The organism is Pseudomonas sp. H1_D05 (genome assembly GCF_054682705.1).
Window position 1 is genome coordinate 5,166,052 of record NZ_CP162825.1, and the last position, 23,552, is coordinate 5,189,603.

Annotated in this window: 18 protein-coding genes and 4 pseudogenes; 7 read left to right on the top strand and 15 right to left on the bottom strand. The window is 56.6% G+C overall.

The features are described from left to right. Positions 1-2: 2 nt before the first annotated feature. Positions 3-919 (bottom strand): annotated as a pseudogene (gene ppk2, locus AB4O11_RS23315) (polyphosphate kinase 2). Between the two features lie 242 nt (positions 920-1,161). On the opposite strand from ppk2, the gene AB4O11_RS23320 reads away from it, so the two are divergent. Together AB4O11_RS23320 and AB4O11_RS23325 are read left to right on the top strand one after the other, a co-directional pair. Beyond that, positions 1,162-2,259: a carboxynorspermidine decarboxylase gene (locus AB4O11_RS23320; protein ID WP_099759153.1), complete on the top strand. Its 1,098-nt coding sequence runs from the start codon at positions 1,162-1,164 to the stop codon at positions 2,257-2,259. Positions 2,260-2,288: 29 nt separating this feature from the next. Further along, positions 2,289-3,533 carry a saccharopine dehydrogenase family protein gene (locus AB4O11_RS23325; protein ID WP_093431607.1) on the top strand — a complete coding sequence of 415 codons (1,245 nt, stop codon included), beginning with the start codon at positions 2,289-2,291 and terminating at the stop codon, positions 3,531-3,533. Positions 3,534-3,614: 81 nt separating this feature from the next. Here the strand turns inward: AB4O11_RS23325 and AB4O11_RS23330 are convergent. The 6 genes and pseudogenes from AB4O11_RS23330 to pstS all read right to left on the bottom strand — a co-directional run bounded on the left by AB4O11_RS23330 (position 3,615) and on the right by pstS (position 8,842). Continuing rightward, a pseudogene (locus AB4O11_RS23330) lies at positions 3,615-4,186 on the bottom strand (hypothetical protein). Between the two features lie 59 nt (positions 4,187-4,245). Continuing rightward, the gene (locus tag AB4O11_RS23335) at positions 4,246-4,944 is read right to left on the bottom strand and encodes a hypothetical protein (RefSeq protein ID WP_095048981.1); all 699 of its coding nucleotides are present in this window, start codon (positions 4,942-4,944) and stop codon (positions 4,246-4,248) included. Between the two features lie 100 nt (positions 4,945-5,044). Further along, positions 5,045-5,806 (bottom strand): phosphate ABC transporter ATP-binding protein PstB, encoded by a 762-nt coding sequence (gene pstB, locus AB4O11_RS23340; protein ID WP_217827632.1) that lies wholly within the window; start codon positions 5,804-5,806, stop codon positions 5,045-5,047. Between the two features lie 75 nt (positions 5,807-5,881). Next, positions 5,882-6,775 carry a phosphate ABC transporter permease PstA gene (gene pstA, locus AB4O11_RS23345; protein WP_093431597.1) on the bottom strand — a complete coding sequence of 298 codons (894 nt, stop codon included), beginning with the start codon at positions 6,773-6,775 and terminating at the stop codon, positions 5,882-5,884. After that, a pseudogene (gene pstC / locus AB4O11_RS23350) lies at positions 6,775-7,739 on the bottom strand (phosphate ABC transporter permease subunit PstC). The gene pstA and the pseudogene pstC overlap by 1 nt, the downstream one beginning before the upstream one ends. 71 nt (positions 7,740-7,810) lie before the next feature. Next, positions 7,811-8,842, bottom strand: a complete 1,032-nt coding sequence (gene pstS / locus AB4O11_RS23355) for a phosphate ABC transporter substrate-binding protein PstS (protein WP_093431591.1) — start codon at positions 8,840-8,842, stop codon at positions 7,811-7,813. 501 nt (positions 8,843-9,343) lie between these two features. Here pstS and AB4O11_RS23360 point away from each other — a divergent pair. Together AB4O11_RS23360 and AB4O11_RS23365 are read left to right on the top strand one after the other, a co-directional pair. Further along, on the top strand, positions 9,344-10,783 hold the full coding sequence (locus AB4O11_RS23360) for an ATPase domain-containing protein (protein ID WP_186622267.1): 1,440 nt from the start codon (positions 9,344-9,346) through the stop codon (positions 10,781-10,783). A gap of 23 nt (positions 10,784-10,806) precedes the next feature. Next, entirely contained in the window at positions 10,807-11,169 is a 363-nt protein-coding gene (locus tag AB4O11_RS23365) for a response regulator (protein ID WP_460128783.1), read from the top strand. A gap of 60 nt (positions 11,170-11,229) precedes the next feature. Here the strand turns inward: AB4O11_RS23365 and AB4O11_RS23370 are convergent. Further along, positions 11,230-12,147: pseudogene (locus tag AB4O11_RS23370) on the bottom strand (fimbrial protein); the annotation flags it as partial. A gap of 299 nt (positions 12,148-12,446) precedes the next feature. Here AB4O11_RS23370 and AB4O11_RS23375 point away from each other — a divergent pair. Beyond that, complete coding sequence (locus AB4O11_RS23375) at positions 12,447-12,986, top strand: hypothetical protein (protein WP_093431579.1); 540 nt, start codon at positions 12,447-12,449, stop codon at positions 12,984-12,986. A 75-nt stretch (positions 12,987-13,061) separates the two neighbouring features. Here AB4O11_RS23375 and AB4O11_RS23380 read toward each other — a convergent pair whose 3' ends face one another. The 7 genes from AB4O11_RS23380 to AB4O11_RS23410 form a co-directional block, all read right to left on the bottom strand. Next, positions 13,062-14,690, bottom strand: a complete 1,629-nt coding sequence (locus tag AB4O11_RS23380) for a methyl-accepting chemotaxis protein (protein ID WP_460128785.1) — start codon at positions 14,688-14,690, stop codon at positions 13,062-13,064. A gap of 115 nt (positions 14,691-14,805) precedes the next feature. Further along, positions 14,806-15,018, bottom strand: coding sequence for a hypothetical protein (locus AB4O11_RS23385; protein ID WP_460128788.1), 213 nt, complete (start codon positions 15,016-15,018; stop codon positions 14,806-14,808). After that, positions 15,015-15,266, bottom strand: a complete 252-nt coding sequence (locus tag AB4O11_RS23390; RefSeq protein ID WP_460128790.1) for a hypothetical protein — start codon at positions 15,264-15,266, stop codon at positions 15,015-15,017. Before AB4O11_RS23390 ends, AB4O11_RS23385 begins: the two co-directional genes overlap by 4 nt. Before the next feature lie 309 nt (positions 15,267-15,575). Beyond that, a complete protein-coding gene (locus AB4O11_RS23395) occupies positions 15,576-15,959 on the bottom strand; it encodes a type 1 fimbrial protein (RefSeq protein ID WP_460128791.1) in 384 nt (127 codons plus the stop codon). 104 nt (positions 15,960-16,063) lie between these two features. Continuing rightward, on the bottom strand, positions 16,064-19,696 hold the full coding sequence (locus tag AB4O11_RS23400) for a transporter substrate-binding domain-containing protein (protein ID WP_460128794.1): 3,633 nt from the start codon (positions 19,694-19,696) through the stop codon (positions 16,064-16,066). 7 nt (positions 19,697-19,703) lie between these two features. Further along, positions 19,704-20,411, bottom strand: a complete 708-nt coding sequence (locus tag AB4O11_RS23405; RefSeq protein WP_460131143.1) for a response regulator — start codon at positions 20,409-20,411, stop codon at positions 19,704-19,706. 174 nt (positions 20,412-20,585) lie between these two features. Then, the gene (locus AB4O11_RS23410; RefSeq protein ID WP_414926011.1) at positions 20,586-21,806 is read right to left on the bottom strand and encodes an EAL domain-containing response regulator; all 1,221 of its coding nucleotides are present in this window, start codon (positions 21,804-21,806) and stop codon (positions 20,586-20,588) included. A 321-nt stretch (positions 21,807-22,127) separates the two neighbouring features. Between AB4O11_RS23410 and AB4O11_RS23415 the strand changes: the two genes are divergently transcribed. Further along, positions 22,128-22,733 (top strand): fimbrial protein, encoded by a 606-nt coding sequence (locus AB4O11_RS23415; protein WP_093431558.1) that lies wholly within the window; start codon positions 22,128-22,130, stop codon positions 22,731-22,733. A gap of 68 nt (positions 22,734-22,801) precedes the next feature. Continuing rightward, positions 22,802-23,551, top strand: a complete 750-nt coding sequence (locus tag AB4O11_RS23420) for a fimbrial biogenesis chaperone (protein ID WP_093431555.1) — start codon at positions 22,802-22,804, stop codon at positions 23,549-23,551. Position 23,552: the final 1 nt, after the last annotated feature.

A 23,552-nucleotide genomic window follows, 5' to 3' on the forward strand; every position in this document is an offset into this window, starting at 1 on the left:
GTTTAATAGACTTGAGGCACCATGAGTTCCGGTGGCGTAGGACTGCGAGAGTAGTCCTCCTCGCGCACGCGCTGCGGCAGTTCGATCTGCGGTAACTCGACTTCTTCGTAAGGCATTTGGCCGAGTAGATGATTGATGCAGTTAAGCCGGGCTTTTTTCTTGTCGTCGGCTTGCACCACCCACCAGGGTGCTTCGGCAATGTGGGTGCGTTCGAGCATGATTTCCTTGGCCTTGGTATAGGCCTCCCAACGCCGACGTGACTCCAGGTCCATCGGGCTGAGTTTCCACTGCTTGAGGGGGTCATGAATGCGACTAAGGAAGCGCAGGTGTTGTTCTTGGTCGGAAATGGAAAACCAGTACTTGATCAACTGAATGCCGGAACGGGCGAGCATCCGTTCAAACTCTGGCACGGTCCGGAAAACTCTTCGTACTGATACTCGTTGCAAAATCCCATGACCTTTTCAACGCCGGCGCGGTTGTACCAACTGCGGTCAAATAGCACGATCTCACCTGCTGCCGGCAGGTGCGAGACATATCGCTGGAAGTACCATTGGGTTCGTTCGCGGTCGTTGGGCGCGGGCAAGGCAGCGACTCGGCATACCCGGGGGTTGAGCCGCTGGGTTATGCGCTTGATTACCCCTCCCTTGCCAGCGGCATCGCGCCCTTCAAACAAGATCACTACCTTGTGTCCGGTCTTGACCACCCAGCTTTGCAACTTCACCAGTTCACCCTGCAGGCGAAACAACTCGCTGAAATAAAGCCGTCGGTCGTCCTTCTCGATACCATCCGGAACGTGGTCATCGAACAGTGTGTTCAGGTCATGCCCGTCTTCGGACAACTCCAACTCCAGCTCCTCGTCACTGTGGTCGAGCAGCTCGCGCTGAATGCGGTGTATCAACTGATCTTGAGCTGAGGGCATGGTGAAGACCTCGGGGACGGGATGGTACTGCCATACTGACGGCGATTTATGACTGAGCAGTTACCGGGGGTTCTCGGGATTGCTGATTGCTTGAAGCAGACGTTGTATCCCGGCCGGACGTCCCGAGCGTTCAACCTTTCGGGGGATTTGCTGAACCAGTCGTACGCTCTGCTCTTTCGATATGTGGTCAGTCCGGGCACAATGCGCATCCTTTTTTGGCTGGCCTTGCCGGAGGCCTCGAAATGATCAAGACACCGTACTACCTCATCGACAAACAGAAACTGCTGACCAACATGCAGAAGATCGCCTATGTGCGCGAACAGTCCGGGGCCAAAGCCCTGCTCGCGCTCAAGTGCTTCGCGACCTGGTCAGTGTTCGACTTGATGCAGCAATACATGGACGGCACCACGTCGTCGTCGCTGTACGAACTCAAGCTCGGTCGTCAGAAGTTCGAAGGCGAAACCCACGCCTACAGCGTGGCCTGGGCTGACGATGAGATCGAGGAGATGCTCGACAATTGCGACAAGATCATCTTCAACTCCATCAGCCAGCTGCAACGTTTTGCCGAGCGCTCTGAGGGCAAAGTCCGTGGCCTGCGCGTTAACCCGCAAGTCAGCAGCTCCGATTATCTGTTGGCCGACCCGGCGCGTCCGTTCAGCCGTCTAGGCGAATGGGACCCGGTGAAGATCGAAGGCGTTATCAGCCAGATCTCCGGTTTCATGTTCCACAATAACTGTGAGAACGGCGACTTCGGCCTGTTCGACCAAATGCTCTGCACCATCGAAGAACGCTTCGGTGAGCTGCTGCACAAAGTCAGCTGGGTCAGCCTCGGCGGCGGCATTCACTTCACCGGTGAAGGCTATGCGCTGGATGCGTTCTGCGCTCGTCTCAAGGCGTTCTCGCAAAAGTACGGCGTGCAGGTCTATCTGGAGCCTGGCGAAGCGGCGATCACTAACAGCGCTTCGCTGGAAGTCACCGTGCTCGACACCCTCTACAACGGCAAGCACCTGGCCGTCGTGGACAGCTCCATTGAAGCCCATTTGCTCGACCTGTTGATCTATCGCCTGAACGCCAAGCTGGCGCCGAGCGAGGGTGAACACACCTACATGGTGTGCGGCAAATCGTGCCTGGCCGGAGACATCTTCGGCGAGTTCCAGTTTGACCGTCCGCTGGCCATTGGCGATCGACTGTCATTCATCGATACCGCCGGCTACACCATGGTCAAGAAGAACTGGTTCAACGGCCTGAAAATGCCATCCATCGTGGTGAAACAACTCGATGGTACCGTCGAAGTGGTTCGCCAATTCGGTTACGAAGACTACCTGTCCAGCCTTTCTTGAAACGGACAGACAAAGGAGAGAAAAAGCAATTGAAAAAGAACGTTCTTATCATTGGTGCAGGAGGTGTCGCTAAGGTGGTGGCCCACAAGTGCGCGCAGCATAACGATGAACTCGGTCGTATCGCTATCGCGTCGCGCAACATCTCCAAATGCCAGGCCATCATCGACAGCGTCAAGGCCAAGGGTAGCCTCAAACAACCCGCCGATATCAAAGCCTTCTCGCTCAATGCCCTGGATGTCGAGGCGACCAAGGCGCTGATCCGTGAAACCGGATCCCAGATCGTCATCAACGTCGGCTCCGCGTTCCTCAACATGTCGGTGTTGCGTGCCTGCATCGATACCGGCGTCGCTTATCTCGACACCGCCATTCACGAAGAGCCGGGCAAGATCTGCGAAACCCCGCCCTGGTATGGCAACTATGAGTGGAAGCACCTCGCCGAGTGCCAAGAGAAGAACATCACCGCCATTCTCGGCGTGGGCTTCGACCCGGGTGTGGTCAACGCCTATGCAGCACTGGCACAACAACAGTATTTCGACCGCATTGATTCGATCGACATTCTTGACGTCAATGCCGGTTCCCACGGCAAATATTTCGCCACCAATTTCGATCCGGAAATCAATTTCCGTGAATTCACCGGGCAGGTGTGGAGCTGGCAGAACAGCCAGTGGACCAGCAACACCATGTTCGAAGTCAAACGCACCGACGACCTGCCGGTCGTGGGCTCGCAGAACCTGTACCTGACCGGTCACGATGAAGTGCACTCGCTGTCGAAGAATCTGGGCGTACCCAACGTACGTTTCTGGATGAGTTTCGGCGAGCACTACATCAACGTGTTCACGGTCCTCAGGAACCTCGGCCTGCTGTCCGAACAACCGGTCAAGACCGCCGAAGGCCTGGAAGTCGTGCCGCTGAAAGTGGTCAAGGCCGTGCTGCCTGATCCGAGTTCGCTGGCGCCCGGCTACACCGGCAAGACCTGCATCGGTGACCTGGTCAAGGGCACCAAGGATGGCCAGTCGCGCGAAGTGTTCATCTACAACGTGGCCGACCACGAGGAAGCCTTTGCCGAAACCGACAGCCAGGGCATTTCCTACACCGCCGGCGTACCGCCTGTTGCCGCTGCCCTGCTGGTCGCCCGTGGCGAGTGGGATGTGCAGCGCATGGCCAACGTCGAGGAACTGCCGGCTGAGCCGTTCCTCAAGGCGCTGGACGTCATGGGACTGCCGACCCGCATCAAGGATGAAAACGGAGATCGTCCCTGGAACGGCGTAGCCTGAGGCTCGCAATAACCCGCGACGCGTCACTGCCCGCTACAAAAAACGCCGCTCATTGAGCGGCGTTTTTGTCTGCACTGAAAATCAGGACACGGCTTCCGGACATTGTTGCGCCGGATTCCTGCTCCTGCCCTGTTGTTGCCGGGCGAGCAGTGCCTGTACGTCGGCGACGGCATCCAGAACCCGCTGCGCCCAATGCTCATCCTCCGGGTGCACGACAACAACGCGAAAACCGTGATCATGGCCTTCCGAGCGCACCCCTTCGGAGTCATCGACATGCAAGTCGATATCGAAGGCCGGGGGAATTTCGACGGACCGTTTGCCAACCCGTTTGTCACCAATGCCTGGTTATGCACCACACTGTTGACCACCCCGTCGACGCGGATGCCATACAACAACAGCCAGCGCCTGATATAGGCCGGGGTCCGACCGGACGACGTGTAAACCCAGATACTGCAGCCCTGACGCCGCAACTCGCGGGTCAATGAGCGCGTGCCGCATCGCAGTGGCTCGCCGAGCCAACGATGCAAGCAGGCCGGCAACCAGCTCTGCTCGACGGCACAGTGATGCAGCTGGCAGGCCAGCGTGTCATCGATATCGAACGAAACCCGTATGCGCTGGCGAGCGAATACGCTCATGGGGATAGCACCGAGCATGGCTTGCCAAACGCGGCTGACGGAAGCCTGGGACCTGGCGGAAATGGGTTGCCCGCTCATCAATCTCCCCCTTGCAAGACGGGCGAGGTCTTGTCTTTGAGTAAAAAATTCATCGACTCAGGCGCCTGACCTTCGAGGAAGGCCGCATACTTTTTCTTGATTTTGGGCAATTCATACAACGCCTTTACCCCATGCTTGGCGGAGTTGCGGATGACCGAGGACGGATTGAAGTAACCCCCGGCATTTTCCAGCGTCAGCACGAATGGAGGTAATCCCGCGCGCATGAGCAAATAGCTGACGATGAGTGAGCCACTGCGGTTATTACCCTCGATAAACAACTGCGGTTTGCTGAGGATTCGAACATAAACGCCAGCCGCTCGCTTCCAGACTGACTCGCTGCGATACGCGCAATACCAGTTGAACAGGTCCTTTATCCCCCCCTCAACGTTGTTGAAGAAGTGCTCTTCGGTCGCCGCCAGGTGTTGAGCGTACTCCAGCCGGCGAACCGGGTCCCGGCCACAGAGGACGGTAGCGTTGATCTCCAGCATCAGGTTCAGTTGCTGAAGGTCGAACAGGTCGACACCGCGAGCGACATAGTCGTCAATCAGCGCATAGCCTTCAAGCACATTGTGCAGCACTTCGTCAGTGAAGGGATCGCGAGGCTCGGTAAAGTGCCTGCTGAGTTCGGAGAAACGGCCCTGAACCTCTCGCAATACCCGTTCAATCGCGGGCAAATCAAGACGACGCGTTGCAGACATTGGCAATCCTGAGAACGGTAGATAAAAGGGTCAAACGGCCGGATGCCAGTACCGCACCCTTGTCCATGGCCGCTTGCCGTCTTGACTGGATAATTGCTGCTTAGCTGAACTTGCCGCTGATGTAGTCTTCGGTCATTTGTTCACGCGGTTTATCGAATATCTGGGTTGTCGGCCCCATCTCGACCAGATAGCCGGTGCGCGTCCCCTGGGAAATATCAACCGAGAAAAAAGCGGTCGTGTCAGCGACGCGGATGGCCTGCTGCATATTGTGAGTCACCAGGGCGATGGTGTAATCCTTCTTCAACTCGATCATCAACTCCTCGACCCGCCGGGTCGCGATCGGGTCGAGTGCCGAGCACGGCTCGTCCAGCAACAGCACTTCCGGTTCGGTCGCAATGGCACGGGCGATGCAAAGCCGTTGCTGCTGGCCACCGGAGAGGGACAGGCCGCTGACCTTGAGCTTGTCCTTGACCTCATCCCACAGCGCGGCACCCTGCAAGGCATGTTTCACGCGGTCGCCCAGATCGCCCTTGTAGCGATTGAGGCGCAGGCCGAATGCAACGTTGTCGAAAATGCTCATCGAGAACGGATTCGGCTGCTGAAACACCATGCCGATATAACGACGCACGACCACTGGATCAACGCCCTTTCCATAAACGTCTTGTCCGAGGAAATGCACGTGCCCTTCAAAGCGAAATCCCTTCACCAGATCGTTCATCCGGTTGAGGCTGCGCAGCACGGTGCTCTTGCCGCAACCCGATGGACCGATGAAACCGGTGATCTTGTTTTTTTCGATCGGAACATGGCTGTCACGCACGGCCAGGAAGTTACCGTAGAAAATCTTGTCCAGCTTGCAGTCCATGACCACTGGCGCCTGAGTGACAAACGGAGCCGCGACTTGCAGATTTGATGCGTTCAAGGTTCAGATGCTCCGTTCTCAGTACTTGGGCTTGCCGAAAATACGGCTGACAATATTGACGACCAGTACGATCATCACCAGCACCAGCGAGGCCGCCCATGCCAGTTCGAGTTGGTTGTCGAAGGGCATGCCGGAAAAGTTGTAAATCAGCACGGCGAGCGAGGCCGTCGGATTCATGACCGCCAGGCTGCCATCGTGGTAGATCCAGTAGTTGCTGAACAACGCCGTGAACAACAACGGTGCGGTTTCGCCCGCAGCGCGAGCCACGGCCAGCATGACCCCGGTGAGGATCGCCGGCATGCCGGTCGGCAAGACGATTTTCCAGATGACCTGCGAACGGGTGCAGCCCATGCCGTAGGCGGCATCTTTCATGATCTTGGGCACCATCCGCATCGACTCTTCAGCGGTCAGCACAACGATCGGCAACATCAGCACGGCCAGTGCCACGCCACCGGCCGGCGCCGAGTAAGTACCAGTGGTCATCACGACCAGCGCGTAGGCGAATACCCCGGCCAGAATGGAGGGCAGCCCCGTGAGCATCTTGGCGGCAAAGCGCGCGGCGTTTGCCAGCTTGCTGTCAGGGCCCAGTTCCGCCAGAAAGATGGCCGCCATGATGCCGACCGGCACCGCGATCGCCGCTGCGATACCGACCATGACGAAAGTGCCGGCCATCGCGTTGCCGAAGCCACCACCCGTCTCGAAACCGGTGGGCGGAAGTTCGGTGAAGACCTCCAGATTCAGACGTGCGCCGCCGCGAGTGATCAGCATGTAGAGCACGGAGATCAATGGCACGCTGGCCAATAGCGCACCGCCCCAGACCAGCATGGTCAACACCAGGCTGCGCAGCGCGCGACCTTCAAACTTGCGCTGCAGGCTAGGAAATGCAGCCTCAGAGGACGTGATGTCAGTCATTATTTAGTACCACGCTGGGCATAGACCATGATCATGGAACCGATGATGTTCACCAGTAGCGTGATGAACATCAGGACCAATGCGGCGTACATCAACACTTCAATCTCATTCGGCCCTGCCTCGGGGAAATTCAACGCCAGCAAGGCCGCCAGCGTATTGGCCGGGGCAAAGAGAGAAAGGGAGATGTTGTTTGCGTTGCCTACCAGCATGGCCAGCGCCATGGTTTCACCTAACGCGCGGCCCAGCCCCAAGACGAGGGAACCAAAGATGCCGGTGGCGGCAGATGGCACCATCACCTTGAGAATGGCTTCCCAGTGGGTGGTGCCCATGCCGTAGGCCGCCTGCTTGGTTTTCATCGGTACGCCGGTGAGGGCGTCCTGCGACACGGCAGCAATGGTCGGCAGAATCATGATTGCCAGCACCAGCGCCGCCGGCAGCAGTCCAGGTCCGCTCAACGACGTGCCAAAAAAGGTATCCAGCTGAGTTCGCTGTTCAGCCACTCCGCCAGCGGCCGAATTGCCGGAATCACCACGTAGATCCCCCAGAGACCATAAACGACGCTGGGGATGGCTGCCAGCAACTCGACGATGGTGCGGAAGACGGCAGCGAGCTTGGCGGGCAGGAAATCCTGGGTTAGAAAAATCGCCATGCTGACACCGAAAAAACCGGCGATCAGCAGCGCAATGAAAGCACTGTAGAGCGTCCCCCAAATGGCCGGCAGAATGCCGTATTTGCCCTGATTGACATCCCAGACGGACCCCAAAAGCACATCCAGGCCGTGCTTCTCAATGCCGGGAATGGCCTTGCGCCCTACTTCGAATATCAGCGCAAAGACCAGCGCCAGAATCAGCACCACGCCTATTTGCGCTAGCGCACGGAAGACGCGGTCGACCAGAAAGTCCTTTGCGGACGGTGGTTGGCACGCAGAAGCCGGATTAACCGGTACGACAAAAGGTGTGTTCATTGGCTAATTCCGGAATGAAGGGAAACTCTCCCGGCGCTGAAAGCAGGCGCCGAGAGAGGCCTCACGAGCGCTTACTGGATGTTGGCAGACGCTTTGCGAACCTGATCGACGACTGACTGTGGCAAAGGTATATAACCCATCGAGTCGGCGATTTTCTGCCCTTCGGTCAAGCTGTACTCGACCATCTCGCGCATGGCTTTGGCCTTGGCCGGGTTACCGTTGTCCTTGCGAAAGATCATCCAGGTGTAGGAAGTGATCGGGTAAGACTTGGCGCCGTCCGGATCTGGCAGCCAGGCCACCAGGCTCTCGGGCATTTTTACCGCAGCGAGTGCCTCGGCGCCGCTTTCCGCGTTCGGTACCACGTACTGACCGGCCTTGTTCTGCAACTGCGCGAAGTCAACCTTGGCAAGTTTGGCAAAGCCGTATTCGATGTAACCGATGGCACCCGGCGTCTGGCGTACGGTGGCTGTCACACCGTCATTCTTGGGCGACTTGATGAATTTGTCGCTGGCCGGCCAGTTGACGGTGTTGCCCTCACCCAGCGCCTGCTTGAATTCCGGATTGATGGCCGCCAGGTGCTTGGTGAACACCGCAGTGGTACCGCTGGAGTCCGCTCGCACAACAACCGTGATCGGTGTATCGGCCAGTTTCAACTCGGGGTTGGCTGCGGCGATCTGCGGGTCGTTCCAGCGCGTGATCTTGCCCAGGAAGATGTTGGAGTAGACGTCGCGTGGCAATTTGAGCCCTTTAGGATTGCCCGGCAGGTTATAAGCCAGCACGATTTCACCCGCCGTCATTGGCAGCAACTGCACACCCTCGCCCACCTTGGCAATGTCTTCGTCTTTCATCGCAGAGTCACTGGCGGCGAAATCAACGGTTTTATTCAAAAAGTCCTGTACACCCGCACCGCTGCCCTTGGATTGGTAATCCACAGTGACACCCGCCGACTTTTTGCTGAAATCCTTGAACCAGGTGAGGTAGATCGGTGCCGGAAAACTGGCTCCGGAGCCTGTCAGCCGGACGTTTTCCGCCGCGAAGGACATTGAGGTAGCCAACAGAGATGCAGTCACAACGAACGCAGCAGACTTGATCAATCGTTTCATCAAGGAAACTCCTTATAGGGGCTCCCTAACTCTGCAGCAATCTCGTTAAGTTTTTATGAACGTTGGATGGCAGGAACCCGCCTCAATCGTTTTGCCCCCTTGCTACCCTTACTCATCGTACCCCCTCCTCGCACATACCTATTGCGCAGTAGTACCGACGCACATGACTTACCAGGACAGTGGATCTGAATTTTTACTCGCCCGCTGCGGCGGCAGGCGCGTGAGAATTCGCTGGCCGTCGCCATGAGTCCGAATCCCATCGCCTGCGTTATCTCAGGTCGGGCAAAGCCCTGCCTATTCCGGCTTTGTCGTTTACGGGATTTGGCAATCGAATCTTCTTGCGCGCGGGTTGTCCTTATTCCCGGATTGCGTGCCGCCATTCGCCAAGCGCCACTTTCCAACGCTACTTTGCCTCCACCGCCATGGCCCAAAAATGGAAATGGCGTTAGCATTTCATCCATCCGGCTTAACAAGCCTGTTTTTTCAGATCAGGGTCGCATAGTGGAAAAGCTAAAACGCCTTCAAAGCGGAATCGAAGGGCTCGACGCGCTGCTTCAGGGTGGCCTGGTCGCGGGTGCTTCGTACATCGTTCAGGGCCGCCCCGGTTCCGGCAAGACCATCCTCGCCAATCAGCTCGGCTTCAATCATGCCCGCAATGGCGGTCGCGTTCTGGTCGCCACGTTGCTGGCCGAGTCCCACGACCGGCTGTTTCAGTTTCTATCGACCATGAGTTTTTTCGACGCATCCCGAGTGGGCGCTGAAATACAGTTTGTCAGCGCTTTCGATACGCTGGAAAACGAAGGCCTCGATGAAGTGGTGAAACTGCTGCGGCGCGAAATCAGCCGGCAGAAAGCGACGGTCATGGTCGTCGACGGTTTGCTCAACGCGCGCTCCAAGGCCGACTCACCGATCGACACGAAAAAATTCATCTCCGAACTGCAAGGCCATGCGGCATTCGCCGGTTGCACCGTGCTGTTTCTCACCAGCTCGCGCCTTGACGACGGCAGCCCGGAACACACGATGGTCGACGGCGTCATCGAAATGGGCGAAGAGCTGTTCGGCACGCGATCGGTGCGCCGCATTCACCTGCGCAAGACCCGCGGCAGCGGCGCTTTGACCGGTGTTCACGAGTGTGAAATCACCGAAAAAGGCCTGGTGGTCTATCCGCGCCTGGAAAGTCTGTACAAACGCCCTTCCGCCCCCGACAGCGCAGACATGACACGCATACCCAGCGGCATCGCTTCGCTGGATGACATCCTCGGTGGCGGCTTGCACAGCTCCAGCGTCACGCTCGTCATGGGGCCTTCCGGGATCGGCAAAACCACGCTGGGGCTGAAGTTTCTCGCGCAGTCGACGGCCGAAGCGCCGGGCCTGCATTTCGGTTTCTATGAGAGCCCGCAACGGCTGCGACTCAAAGGCCGTTCGCTGGGCATCAACATTGAACAAATGGAACACAGCGGTGCACTGAGCATTGCCTGGCAGCCGACCACCGAGGGCTTGCTCGACGCCCTCGGTGCGCGCCTGCTGAGCCTGGTCGATGAAAAAGGTATCAAGCGCCTGTTCATCGACAGCCTCAGCGGCATGACTCGGGTTTCAACCACACCGGAACGCATCACCGACTTTTTCAGTGCACTGATGAACGAGCTGCGATCCCGAGGCGTCACGGTCTTTGCCTCCTGGGAAATGCGCGATCTGTTCGGCTCCGAGGTCAGCGCACCGAATTCCGACCTGTCCAGTATTGCCGACAACCTGATTCTCATGCGTTTCTTTGAAAATCACGCTGAACTTCGCAGGACGCTTTCCATTCTCAAGATACGTGATAGCTCCTACAACCCTTCGCGGTTCGAGGTAGTCATCCGTGATCAAGATGTGTTCCTGGAAAAGGCTTTGAGAAATGAACCTTCCGTCTCATCCGAGTCATTGCCTGGTTCAATATCGTAAGTCTTCGAGCGGGTTGAAATAACATGACCACCATCCTGGTAGTCGACGACGAGTATCTGATTGCTGACATTCTTGGCTTTGCGCTGGAGGATGAAGGCTACATGACGGTGACGGCCAGCAATGGCAAGAAAGCCCTCGAAGTGCTGCAGAGAGAACGGCCAGCACTGATCATCACGGACTTCATGATGCCGGTCATGGACGGCCTCGAATTCGCCGAAGCCGTGCGTGCTCAGCCTTGCGTCAAACACCTGCCGATCATTCTCATGAGTGGAGCGCAGGCGCACATTGGCATGCAACGCTCGGATCTGTTTGACGTGGTGCTGCCCAAGCCTTTCGACATTGCGGTGATTGTGGCTGAGGTGAAGAAGCTGTTGGCCTCCTCATAGATACTCAACGACAAAGGCAATTTCCGCATTGGCATTGCCCGCTCTCATTTGTGAATTTGCGGGCTCAATGCGCACGAAGCGCGCTTGCAAGTCTACAGATGCATTCCCGCCTTCCGATGTAGGCGCTTTCATTATGTAGTTCTGATTCAGCTTGAGTGGCTTCCCGTCTCTGAAGCGCATCTGCAATGCCAAACCTTTGGCAGTGGAACTACTGTTCAGATTTACCATGCCAGTATTAGCGTCCCACAGAGGGCTGCCCGCAGTGGGCGAAAAGGAGTAGCGGAAGTTGTTTATTCCGGTAGGACAGTTTTTCATACTGAGAAAAAAGTATTGCTCCTTGGCATAGGCACCGTTCTTCGGGAAATCGCTCAAGTTATAGCTACCCATATCAACTTTTACATCGGGTGTTTCGCAAGACTGTGAGACCACCCGCGTGCCACTTGTATTCAATGCCAGAGGCTCGATTTCAGCAGCGACAAATTTCCCCAATTGGCCTGAGGGTATCGTCGCACTACCGGAAATCTCACCCGTTTTTACAAGACGCAAGATGTGCTGAGTGCCATTCCACCCCCAACCGCCAGCAACGTCGGTGTCTCCCGGAAAGCCTTTCCATGCTTTGCCCGATGGCGGTCGAATCCATTGCCAGCCGATCCCGGTATTTCCAACAGGAAAAATCTGCGCGCCTGATTGGGTGACGCCCACAGAATTGCGAACACCTTCATTGTGTACCGCAGAGCACCTGAACGAACTGGGAATGGCTCCCAGGGTCACGATTGGGCTTTCATAGATAACCGTGCCGTTCGGCGTGTCCCGCGGCACCGAGATCGTGGCCGGAAGGACAACTCGGAGGTCGCCCATGGAATTGTCGGGATAAAATTCGCATACCGCCGCCATTGTATTTGACGACAGCATATACAAGAGTCCGACAATTGATATACGGGATAACTTCATAGCACTCTCTCTGACTCTGCATTGCATGCAAACAACTGAATGATTGACGATGGCGCGAATATTTAATCGGCTGCAAAATCACCACAATCGGAACGAGAAGATAATAAATAAACAGCACTTGCGCAAAAAGTTTATTTATTCAACAAACAGACAATTCTCATAGATTTATAGCTAACTAGCCAAATCGGAAAAACCTATAAAAGGACACGTTATTGAACACCATCCTTTACCAGCGCAGATAACCAACAGACAATTTAAGACTCGTCTTAAAGGCGCAACGGAATTCGGTCATTACACTGTCCACTCTTGAAAGGAGAAACGATTCCGTGAGAGCCCTCGATACCCTCAATAGCCCAAAACCCCAGAGCAACGCCGCCATCTATTGCCTGACGATTCTGGCACTGGCGCTGATCGCCATGACTGTCGCCGCCGGTTATGAGCTCAACAATCTGTTTCCACTGAAGGCCGTGGTGCAAAAGCAGGAGATCCAGCTCACACAGCGAGCCGATGCCATCCAGTCAATGAGCGCAGAACTCAAGCGTCTGGCAGAACAAAAGCAGGCACTGGAGACTGACCTGCTTACCGCGAAGGAACAGGCGAAGGCCGCCGAGACGGCAAAGACGGAGCTCGAAAACACTCAACGCGCGGCGCAAACCAGCGCCGCGTTAGAGGATGAAGATTCACTGTGCGCGATCATCGAGCAAAATATCCGCCTCGTAGCGGACCAGCTCAGTCGCGATGACTTCTTTCGCTTGCGTGATGAGCGCGAAGCTGAAGCCGAAGCGGTGCTTGAAAGCTATGAAAAACAACTCGCCACCTGCATTGAACAACTGACGGCACAAACCGAGCAGCCAACACAGAAATGAGGTAGCGGCCGCTGCACAACAGGATTGACCGCGGATCAAACAAAGCCCTGGTGATCAGGGCTTCCTGCTCACTCTTTACAGCTTGAATTCCTTGGTCAACTTATTCAGCGATGCCGCTAATTGCGAAAGCTCCGCCGACGCAACGGCGGTCTGTTTCGAGCCTTCTGCAGTTTCGCAAGACAGGTCGCGAATGCTGATCAGGCTGCGATCCACTTCGCGCGCAACCTGAGCCTGCTCTTCGGCAGCGGTCGCCATCAGCAGGTTTCGTTCATTGATAAGATTCAGAGACCCAGTGATGTCAGTCAGCACTTCGCCGGCGATATTGGCCATCTCGAGTGTTCTTTCAGCTTGAGAGCGGGTGTGGCTCATGGACGTAACTGCCCTGCTGGTGCCCGACTGAATGGAGCTGACCATGGACTCGATGTCCTCGGTCGATTTCTGCGTACGCTGCGCCAGCCCTCTCACCTCATCTGCAACCACGGCAAAGCCGCGGCCCGCCTCCCCCGCCCGCGCCGCCTCGATGGCCGCGTTCAACGCGAGCAGATTGGTTTGTTCGGCGACTTCTCGGATCACGTCCAGCACGCTGCTGATATCGCTCGCCATCGTAGAAAGCGCCTGCACTTCTGCCGAGGTGCCATGCACGCTGGAAACCATCAGATTGATTGCCGCGACCGTTTCGCTGACCTGGGCTTTACCGGCAATGGCTGCGGCGCTTGATTCCGACGTCAGTTGCGAGGTCGATGCGGCGTTGTCCGCGACCTGCTCCACCGCCGCACTCATTTCAGTCACGGCGGTGGCGGCCATTTCGATTTCATGACTCTGACGCTGAGTGATACGCGAAATATCTTCGGTGACGCCGTGCATGACTTCCGAGGTTTCGGCCAACTGCGTGGACGAGTCACGGATCATGATCAGCGCATCACGCAAACTGGCTTGCATCGCGGCCAACGACGACAGCATCTGCGCTGCCTCATCGGAACCATCTAGCGCGATGGTTTCGCTCAAATCGTTGGCGGCGATGCACTCCGCTACCCTTAGTGAGCCTGCAATCGGCACCGTCAGGCTGCGCGTGTACAACACCGCCAGGGCCAAGGAAGCACCGATGGCAATGATAATGAACACACTGACGATCCACAGCGTGTGTTCGTAGACATTGTCGGCCTGCTTGCCCGCTTCATAAGCTTCGATCTCATTGAGAGCAATCAGCTTCTTGAGCGCGACCTGCACGCCGTCCGAGGCGGCACGCATCTGATTCTTAGACAGCGCAATGGCCGCTTCAAGCTGCCCTTTTGCCACGGTTTCAAGGTATTGGTCCTGCGCCTGATCATTGACTTGTTGTGCTTTGGCGAACGCCTCGAAGGCCTCACGCCCGGCGTCAGTTGCCAGCAGATCAATGAGTGCGCGCTGATGTTTTTTGATGAGCTGACGCGACTGTTGAATGTCCATCAAGGCCTGAGCCTTACGCTCAGGTGTTTCGATAGGGTTGCGCAGGCGGGCGTTATTGCCCTTGATTTCGATGAGTTCACGATCCAGTTGTCCGAGTAGCTTGATACTCGGCACGATGGTCGTCTCGACATAGGTCTCCGCCTTATTGAGCAAGTCGACTTGCTGCAAGGCGATCAATCCGATCGCGATAATCATGAGACAGAACAAGCCAAAACACAGCGCCGAACGCGGCGCGAGATTGAGTTTACGAAGCAGCATGATGCCTTACCTTAGAGTGTATTCAAGACAATGGGGCAAACGAGCGGGCAGCAAAGCAGGCGCTGAGCAATAGCACCTCAAAGCACAAGCGGATGACCGCGCGAAGGCGCAACAGCTAGCGGTTTGCGCCCGAAGAAAGCGTGGAGTCGGATGAGGCCGGCTCCGCCAGCTCCTTGAGCGTCGGGTCGGCCAGCATCAGAAAATCCGCCAATCGCGGCAGATCGATTTTCGAGACCAGACGCATCCAGCGTTGCGGATGCGGATTGAAGACGGTCTTCGACCACTGATGATCATCACTGGGGTTGAAAATCAGCAGGTGACGAATCAACGGGTTTTCCCCAAAAAATCGAGCGGATCCATCGCCATCTCGTTGAGCAACTCAGCATTGACGACGACCAGGCTGAGCCGTTGGGGGCAGTAATACGTCAGTACTCTCAGGTCACGATAAGTACAGACGTTCACTACGCTGAGACAGCCCAGCTTGTTGAACTGTTGTTCAATCGACAGACCTCTACGCACGTCGTTATCGGCGATCAGGATCCGCAAGGATCGACTTCGGTTATTTTCAAGAAACATCGGACACCTTTGGCAGCTCCATTCTTCCTTTCAAGAAAATAACCAAAGGGCCAACCTGGCCGATATGAGACTTGTCTCAAAATGACCGCAGGGATCGCTGAGCGAAAACCACACCTTGATGACAAGCCCGCGCTAGCGAGGCCCGGCCTGGTTCAAAGTCTTTGGAGGGAGGGATTTTGCAACGGTGGCGAGCGGCGCAATGCCAGGAGCGCGGGACGGTCGTATACGAACCAGACAATTCTCATTATTAACGCCCCTTGTTGTCAGTAACCTTGAAACAAGGGGCGCAAACTCATTCTTCTCAGTCCATCAAGGCAGCGTCAGCGTCACGACGTAATTGCCAGTCGTTATCTGATGGCCCTTGTTGTCCGTGAGCAGCAAACGCTGGTCGTAATATTTTTCCTGCTCGTGGGTATCGGCAATCATCTTCACGAACACTTGCTGGCGCGGCTCACCCCGCCCTGCCGCACTGACGTTGGTCACCGAGAACATCTGACCAGTGCTCGCCTGCGGACAATCAAGCAGCTCGACAGAAGCAGAAGCAAGGCTGGCGCCACTCGCCATGCAACTTGTCTCGACGATCTGTCCGCTGAAGCGAATCACTCCGCTGACAGGCGCAGACTGGGCCGCGCTGACGGTGTCAAAACTCAGCAGGCAGAGACAGGCAATCAATAAAGGACGTCGAATGATCATCGCGAAACTCCATGGTTATTAACCAAGGTATCGCCCGTTGCAAAATGATCTTTAACGTCCCCCTTCAATGCAAGGCCAGTCAGCAGAGCCCTGCGCCAATACGGTTACAGCTCGACCCGTTTGATTTTCTTGATCAGATCAGCCTGTGCATGCTCCAGCTTCAACGCGCTGCGATTGATATCCAGTGGATCGATGACCGGCGCTTCGCACTCGGCCTCAAGGTCGTTACACGCCTCGATGACCTGATGCTCGGCGACAATGCGCGCCGCGCCCTTGATCCGATGTGCCAGGTCAGCCAACAACCCGGGATCGCTTTCGGGTATCAGCGAATGCAGCTCCTCCAGATCCTTCTCACAACTCGACAGCGCCTCGCGCAGCAGTTCTTTCATCATGTCGAGATCGCCTCCGGTGAGCTCGGTCAGACGCTCGCGAATCGACCCCAGCTCCTTGATACCCGCCGCAGGCGGGCTTTCAACTGGCTCGGTTTCGACGTCCTTTTCCCAGCCGGCAAGCAGGGTCGACAAGGTGCTGAGGCTGATCGGTTTGAACAGACAGTCGTCCATCCCCGCCTCTCGGCATTTCACTTTTTCTTCCGGCTGTGCGTTGGCTGTGAAGCCCAGCACGATACACGGCGCTCCACCACTGTCGCGTTCGTCCTGGCGAATAGTGCGGGCCAGTTCGTAGCCGTTCATGACCGGCATGTTGCAGTCCGTGATCACAATGTCGAACGGCTCCGAACGCCACAATGCCAATGCCTGCGCTCCATCGGCAGCATCACGCACCGCCTGGCCAAGAAAGCTGAGCTGCTGCGTCAGCAGCAGACGGTTGGCGCTCTGGTCATCCACTACCAGAATCCGCAGCGTCGGCACTGGCTTGTCCTGGACAACCGAAACAGGCAGCACCTTGCCGCCGAGCGGACTGAGGATATTGAAGAACAGCGACACTTCCAGGCAGGTGCCTTTGCCCAGCGTACTGGTGATGTTCAGTCGCCCGCCCATCAACTCGCACAACGAACGTGAAATCGCCAATCCCAGACCGGTGCCGCCCCGGTTCGAGGGGCCGTGATTGGCTTGCGAAAACGGCTGGAACAGGTTCTGCAGATCAGCGCTGGAAATGCCGATGCCGGTATCCTCGACTTTGAGATCGACCTGCAAACGTTCGTCAGCAAGGCGTTGGCCGCGAATCGAGACGCTGACATGCCCGGTATCGGTAAACTTGATGGCATTGCCGACCAGATTCGAGAGCACCTGCTGGAATCGCATCGGATCAACCAGTACGTCACAGCCGACAGTGGCGTCGATATCGAGCTTCAATACCAGACTCTTCTGCCTGGCCAAGCCGTCGAACACCCGCGCCACGGACTCCACAAGTTCGCGCAGGTTGGCACGTTTCGGCGAAAGACTGACATGCCCAGACTCGATGCGAACCACATCGAGGATATCGCCGATCAGCTCCAGCAGGCCTTTCGCCGAGTCGTAGGCCACTTCAATCGCCGGTCGATCGAAGTGGCCCTGCTCGGCGCGCTTGAGGGTGAGTTCAAGCATGCCGATCACGGCACTCATCGGCGTACGGATCTCGTGGCTCATGGTCGCGAGGAACGTGGTTTTGGCGCGGCTTGACTCATCGGCCAGCTCTTTCGCCGAACGCAACTCCTCGATCAGTTCGCGGCGTTCGCTGATGTCGATCCAGCCGCAGATCACGCCTCTGACTTCCCCCGTCGTGTCGTGATAAGGCTGGATCCAGTGATAAATGATCAGCCGCGTTTCACCAACATGCAGCGTGCGATCCACCTCGTAAGGTTCGTCCCGCTCGATGACGCGCAGATAGTCATCGTGAAATTGCAACGCTTCCTGGCGATTGCGCTTGCCGCTTTCGAGCACGGTCTTGCCGATCACGTCTTTTTCCAAAAGGCCAAACGTCTGCAGATAATTGTTATTGCAGGTGACAAGCCGACCTTCCCGATCGCGTACGTAAATGGGATGCGGCGTGCCGTTGATCAGCGCCCCCATGAACTTCAGTTGATCGCCGAGCAAGCGCTCTGCCCGACTGCGTTCGCGGATCTGCCGGCGAATATAGAAATTCCACGCCAGCGATCCGAGGATAATCAAGAAGGCACCAGCGCTGATTTGATAGATCAACACCTTGTAATCGCGCCACGACAGTCCCGAGAACGCGGCAATGGGACGCCAACGGTTGAGAATCACGTCCAGCTCATCGGGTGGAATGCTCAGCAGAGCCTTGTTCAGAATGCTGACCAGTTCGGTATCGGCGCGTCGGGCGGCGAAGGCGAGGAAACCTTTGTTCATGCCGACGATGTTGGAGATGCGCAAACTGTCGCTGTAGATGTGAGCGATGTAATAGCGCGCACTGTGCAGCGTGGTAATCATCGCGTCTGCTCGCCCATCCTTCACGTCAGCCAGAGCGCCGAGCACTGTCTCGTTGTCGACAATTTCAATGTCGGGATAATCCTTGAGCAGCTCACGCTCCGCCGAACTCTCGGGGACGGCGACGCGCTTGCCGCGTAGCTCCTGCAGGCTTGAAGGCGCGCCAGCGTCCTTGGCGGTGACGATCACAAAAGGACTGGCGAGGAACGGGTGGGTGAAACGCATACCGACTTCACGGGAGACGGTTGGCGTCAGCAACGAGATATCGGCGCTGCCATCCAGCAGGCGTGTGCTCAAGCTGGAAAAGCTGTCGGTGCGCTTCACATCGATCTGCAAACCAGTGCGCCGCTGAATCAGTTCCAGCAGATCGGCGCCGATTCCGCCAAAGTTGCCATCGCCATCAAAGAACGCAAATGGCGCCTGATCGTCATTGATCACGAACCGCGCGACCGGGTGCAGCTCAAGCCAGCGTGCTTCGCCGGGTGTCAGGTCAATACGTTTGGGGGTCAGTGCCCCGCCGCCACCGGACCAGCGTTTGGTGATTTCGGCTATCTTGCCCTCACCCATCGACTCGATGACCGAGTCGATCAGACGCAGCAATTGATCATTACCTCGGCGCAGGGCAAAGCTGAAACCGTTGGTTTGCGTTTTGACGAAAGAGTGCAGGCGCACATAGTTGAAGTAGTTGAGGTTGATCAGATAGTTGCTGGACACCGTGTCGCCCAGAAACAGATCGACTTTGCCAAAGGCCAGCGCAGCCAGTGCCAACTCGTTCGATGGGAAAAGTACGAACTCGGCGTTGGGATACAAGCCATGCAGCTGACTGGATGGCAGGTAATCGTCGGCAACCGCAATACGCAAACCGGCCAGATTGGCCGGCATCGGTCGCCGATCATCGCCGCGCATGAACATTGCCGGCACGTCTTCGACATAAGGCTTGCTGAGCGTAACGAGGCCGTCGATCAACTCGAAACTGTTGGAGCTGCCCAACATGTCGATGTCGCCACGTTCAAGCGCCGCCATGGCATCGCGACGGTCGGGATATGCCTTGACGGTAACTTCGACATGCAGGGCCTGACCGATAATGCAGGCGATGTCGGCGGCAATCCCCTCATAACGCGTACCGCTGGCGGTCATGACATAGGGCGGGAAATCCGGAAGCGCCGATCCCAATACGAGGCTGCGTTTCTGCCGGAGCCAACTCCAGTCTTCATTGCTCAGATCGACCTGCACCTCCTTGCAGTCTGATCGACCGAACACCTGCAGAGTGCGCGGCTCTGCTGCCCACAACGACCCGCTACCGAATACGAAAAGCACACTGACGAGCAAAACACCGCGCAACAGATGAAACATAAGCGAGTTATCCCTGGTTGTCGGCTGTCAGGCTGTGCTGCAACTTGAACAGCTCTGCATCACCACGAATGCCAAGCTTTTTGAAAGCGGCCTGTTTTTGCCCACTGATGGTTTTGCGACTGCGCGAGAACTTCAAAGCGATCTGCGTCACCCCCATGCCCTCGAGACAGCAGCGCAAGACTTCTTTCTCCTTCGGCGACAGCAAAGGATTGCTCAGAAAATCGTCGCTGTGCACCGCGCCGTCATCATTGGCACCAGCAGGCTCATCGACCGACGCAGGCAGCACATCAAGCTCGAAGGCCATTGCCGGCGACAGGTACAACTGGCCGGACGCTGCGCAGCGGATGCCCGTGATCAGGTCATCGACTGGCTGGGACTTGCCGAAGAATCCACTGACGCCCGCTCCGATCGCCATGTTCACCACCGCCGGGCGCTCTTCAGAGGATGAGACGAGGATGCGCATGTCTGGATATTGCTTGCGCAGAAGCCGAATCAGATTGAGCCCGTCCAGCTCACCATCGTGCAGCTTGTAGTCGAGTATCAGCAGGTCGATTTCGACCTCGCGCAATCCAGCGAGCAACTGCGCGCTGCTCCCGTACACGCCCACGACACTGAACTCGGCTTCGCGCGTCAGCCGCGATTTCATCGCCAGACGTATGAGCGAGTGATCATCAAGGATGGCAACGCGTAACGGATTCACGACTGACCAATGCATGAGCAACTCCATGATGAGGAGGGTTGAAGGATCATCAGCACTTGGCAACCGCAGCAGATCCCGGGCATCACCGAAGCTTTCAGGTGCATCTGATTGATTTCTCGGCACATGATGATTGTTTTGAAGACACGACGAAATAGGGCTTTGTCCCAAAAGTCAGACCGCGAGCGCGCATCAAAGGTCGGACGTACCTATTGCGCGGCGCCAGGACGACTTTTGACCCTCGAAGCGCCAATCGACCAGATGCGCCCAATTCATGGGGCGAGCGTAGAAGAAGCCCTGCCCCCACTGGCAACCGAGTCGAGCCAGGTGATGAACCTGGTCTGCGGTTTCAATACCCTCTGCCACCACACGCATGTCCAGCTCGCGCGCCAACGCCAAGGCACCGTGGATGACCGCACTGTAGCGAGCCTGCTGGAAATTCTGCACGAAGCCGGCGTCGAGTTTGATTTCGTTGAACGGCATCTGACACAGTCGCTCCAGCGAAGAATAGCCGACACCGAAATCATCGATTGCCAGGCTGAAGCCGAGCATGCGCAGACGCACCATGTTTTCCATGCTGATCTCGGGCATCTGCAGCAGACCGGTTTCCGTCAGCTCGAATATCAGCCCGGCTGGCGAGGCACCGTGAATGCGCAACAGCGCCTTGATCCGATCGACAAGATTCGGGTTGGCCATCTGCGTCACGTCAAGATTGAACGCGAGCTTGAACGGTTTGCCGTGGGACTGCACGAAACGCTGCAGACTCAATCCTTGCGTGAGCAGGCTGAAAAACATTTCATCAAGCAGCCCGCAACGCTCGATCGTGGGCAGGAACATACCCGGTGAAAGCAACCCGCGACTGGGGCTTTGCCAGCGCACCAGCACCTCGGCGCCATCCACTTCACCACTGCGCAGATGAAACTTGGGCTGGAAGTACGCGCGAAACTCCTGCCGACGTATCGCTTCAAGCACTTCGTTCTCCGAAGGCTGATCGAGATGACTTTCCGCCACTTTGACATCGACCTGGCTGTGCGGCCGATAGCGCGCCAGCAATGGCGCCAGCACATCGACCATCAACGGCTTTGCAACACTGCCGAGCAATTCCAGGCCCTGCAACGTGACAATTCGATCAACCGTGCGCAACAAGTCTTCAGGCAACGAACTGCAGATGATCACTGCGCGAATCAATCCGGCCTCTCTCGCCAGGCGCAAAAAGGTCAAACCATCCATCCCGGCCATGCTCAGGTCACACAACGCAACGTCCACGCCCCCTGCCTGAGATATCAAAGCCAGCGCATCTTTGCCGTCAGCCGCCTGAAAGATATTTTTGTAACCCAGACTATTAAGCGCGCTGACCGCAGCCGTGCGCTGGAAGGCGTGATCTTCCAATACCAATATACGAAGCGTGTTCACAAACCGGGAACCTCTTTCTATCAGCTATTAATAGCAAAACATCTGAATTATCTTTCAAGCAGAAAGAACACCGACAAACTTTGCACTGACTGAGAATTTCTGCATCCGCGAATACTAACCAAATAGAACCCGCGCGACTTTAAGAATTGTCTCATTTGGTCTGCCGTAAATTAACTGAAGATATAAATACTCACTTCCGATATTGCTGACTTGCTCGCACTTGCTACGGTTTAAGACAAATCTCAAAGACCCATCGCTATCACCGACCTAACATGGCCTGGCATTTCAATGCAGCACTTCACAATAACTTCGGATATAAACATGAAAAAGTTCGCTTTCGCAGTACTCACTCTTTCCGTACTGGCTGCCTCCACTGGTGCACTGGCTGAAGAAGAAGCCGCTAAAGCCGTCAAGGGCGGCAGCGGTCAAATCAGCTTTACCGGCGTCATCAACAACGATGCGTGCTCGGTAGATGGCGCTTCGGGTAACGACAAGATGATTGCCGTGGACATGGGCAGCGTATCGATCAAAGACATGGGCACCGATTCTGCCCCGGGTGCTGGTCGCGTGGCTGCCAATGATTTCAACCTGAAAGTGAACTGCAACGCCGGCACCAAGGTGTCGATGCTGTTCAAACCAACCGTCAACGGCGGTTCGGGCCTGGTTGATGGCAAGAAAGTTCTCAAGCTGCAAGGTACTGATGCGGCCAAAGGCGTAGGTATCGCGCTGCTGGACAGCAACGGCCAGTTGATCGACCTGAGTTCCGAAGCCACAGCCAAAGTTCAGACCAGCCTGACTGGCGACGGCACCACTGGCGGCGACGGCACCCTGTCGTTCGCAGCCGCTTACGTCACCACCGGCGACAAGGCCACCGCTACTGCAGGTACCGGTAACGCCACTCTGCCGTTCGTTCTCGAATACGAATAAGCAGCGCGCAATACCTGGACGGGGCCGCTGTGCCTCGTCCTTCCCGACCAGATCAATCGGTGAAAACTATGTTAAGTCGCTATTTTCCGCTGTGTCTGGGGCTTGCCGGGGTGTTGATGACGCACTCGGCATTCGCCAGCATCTCCTTGAGTTCCACCCGGGTCATCTTCGATGGCGCGCACAAAGAGGCAAACGTCACCGTGCGCAACGGCGGGCAAACCATCCTGGCGCAATCGTGGCTGGATGCCGGCGACACCGCTGGCAGCGCGCCGCCATTTGCGGTGACTCCACCGCTGGCCCGACTCGAACCCAATCAACAGCAACTGTTGAGGATTCTCTATGAGGGCCGGGGCATGCCTGCGGACAAAGAGTCAGTGGTGTGGCTGAACGTGCAGGAAATCCCTCAGGCCAGTGCTGCCGATGTCAATACGCTGCAACTGGCGGTACGTCAGCGCATCAAGGTGTTCTTCCGTCCGGACGGACTGACCGGTGACGCTGCGCAAGCGCCGGTGCAACTTGTATGGCAATTGGTCACGCAAGCTGGCAAGTCGGTACTGAAAGTAAAAAACCAGAGTAATTACCATGTGTCGCTGGCCGACCTGAAAGTCGCTGCAGGAAAAAAAGCAGAGTTGGTGATTGATTCGACAATGATCGTTCCGGGCGAAGTTCGTTCATTCAACTTGAAAGAGTTGCCACCTGGATCTCCGCGTCTGACGTTTTCAGCCATTAATGATTACGGCGCACAACAACGATTCGATGCACCGCTCAGCGCTACCGAAAGTCATGCCGAGCGCGTGAAAGATGCATCCGCCCAGTAAC

Bases quoted from the DNA above. Each gene is read 5' to 3' on its own strand.
- AB4O11_RS23365 (WP_460128783.1), top strand. From the start codon at position 10,807: ATGACCACCATCCTGGTAGTCGACGACGAGTATCTGATTGCTGACATT.
- AB4O11_RS23380 (WP_460128785.1), bottom strand. From the start codon at position 14,690: ATGCTGCTTCGTAAACTCAATCTCGCGCCGCGTTCGGCGCTGTGTTTT.
- AB4O11_RS23415 (WP_093431558.1), top strand. From the start codon at position 22,128: ATGAAAAAGTTCGCTTTCGCAGTACTCACTCTTTCCGTACTGGCTGCC.
- pstS (WP_093431591.1), bottom strand. From the start codon at position 8,842: ATGAAACGATTGATCAAGTCTGCTGCGTTCGTTGTGACTGCATCTCTG.
- AB4O11_RS23320 (WP_099759153.1), top strand. From the start codon at position 1,162: ATGATCAAGACACCGTACTACCTCATCGACAAACAGAAACTGCTGACC.
- AB4O11_RS23420 (WP_093431555.1), top strand. From the start codon at position 22,802: ATGTTAAGTCGCTATTTTCCGCTGTGTCTGGGGCTTGCCGGGGTGTTG.
- pstA (WP_093431597.1), bottom strand. From the start codon at position 6,775: ATGACTGACATCACGTCCTCTGAGGCTGCATTTCCTAGCCTGCAGCGC.
- AB4O11_RS23405 (WP_460131143.1), bottom strand. From the start codon at position 20,411: ATGCATTGGTCAGTCGTGAATCCGTTACGCGTTGCCATCCTTGATGAT.
- pstB (WP_217827632.1), bottom strand. From the start codon at position 5,806: ATGGACTGCAAGCTGGACAAGATTTTCTACGGTAACTTCCTGGCCGTG.
- AB4O11_RS23400 (WP_460128794.1), bottom strand. From the start codon at position 19,696: ATGTTTCATCTGTTGCGCGGTGTTTTGCTCGTCAGTGTGCTTTTCGTA.
- AB4O11_RS23395 (WP_460128791.1), bottom strand. From the start codon at position 15,959: ATGATCATTCGACGTCCTTTATTGATTGCCTGTCTCTGCCTGCTGAGT.
- AB4O11_RS23390 (WP_460128790.1), bottom strand. From the start codon at position 15,266: ATGTTTCTTGAAAATAACCGAAGTCGATCCTTGCGGATCCTGATCGCC.
- AB4O11_RS23335 (WP_095048981.1), bottom strand. From the start codon at position 4,944: ATGTCTGCAACGCGTCGTCTTGATTTGCCCGCGATTGAACGGGTATTG.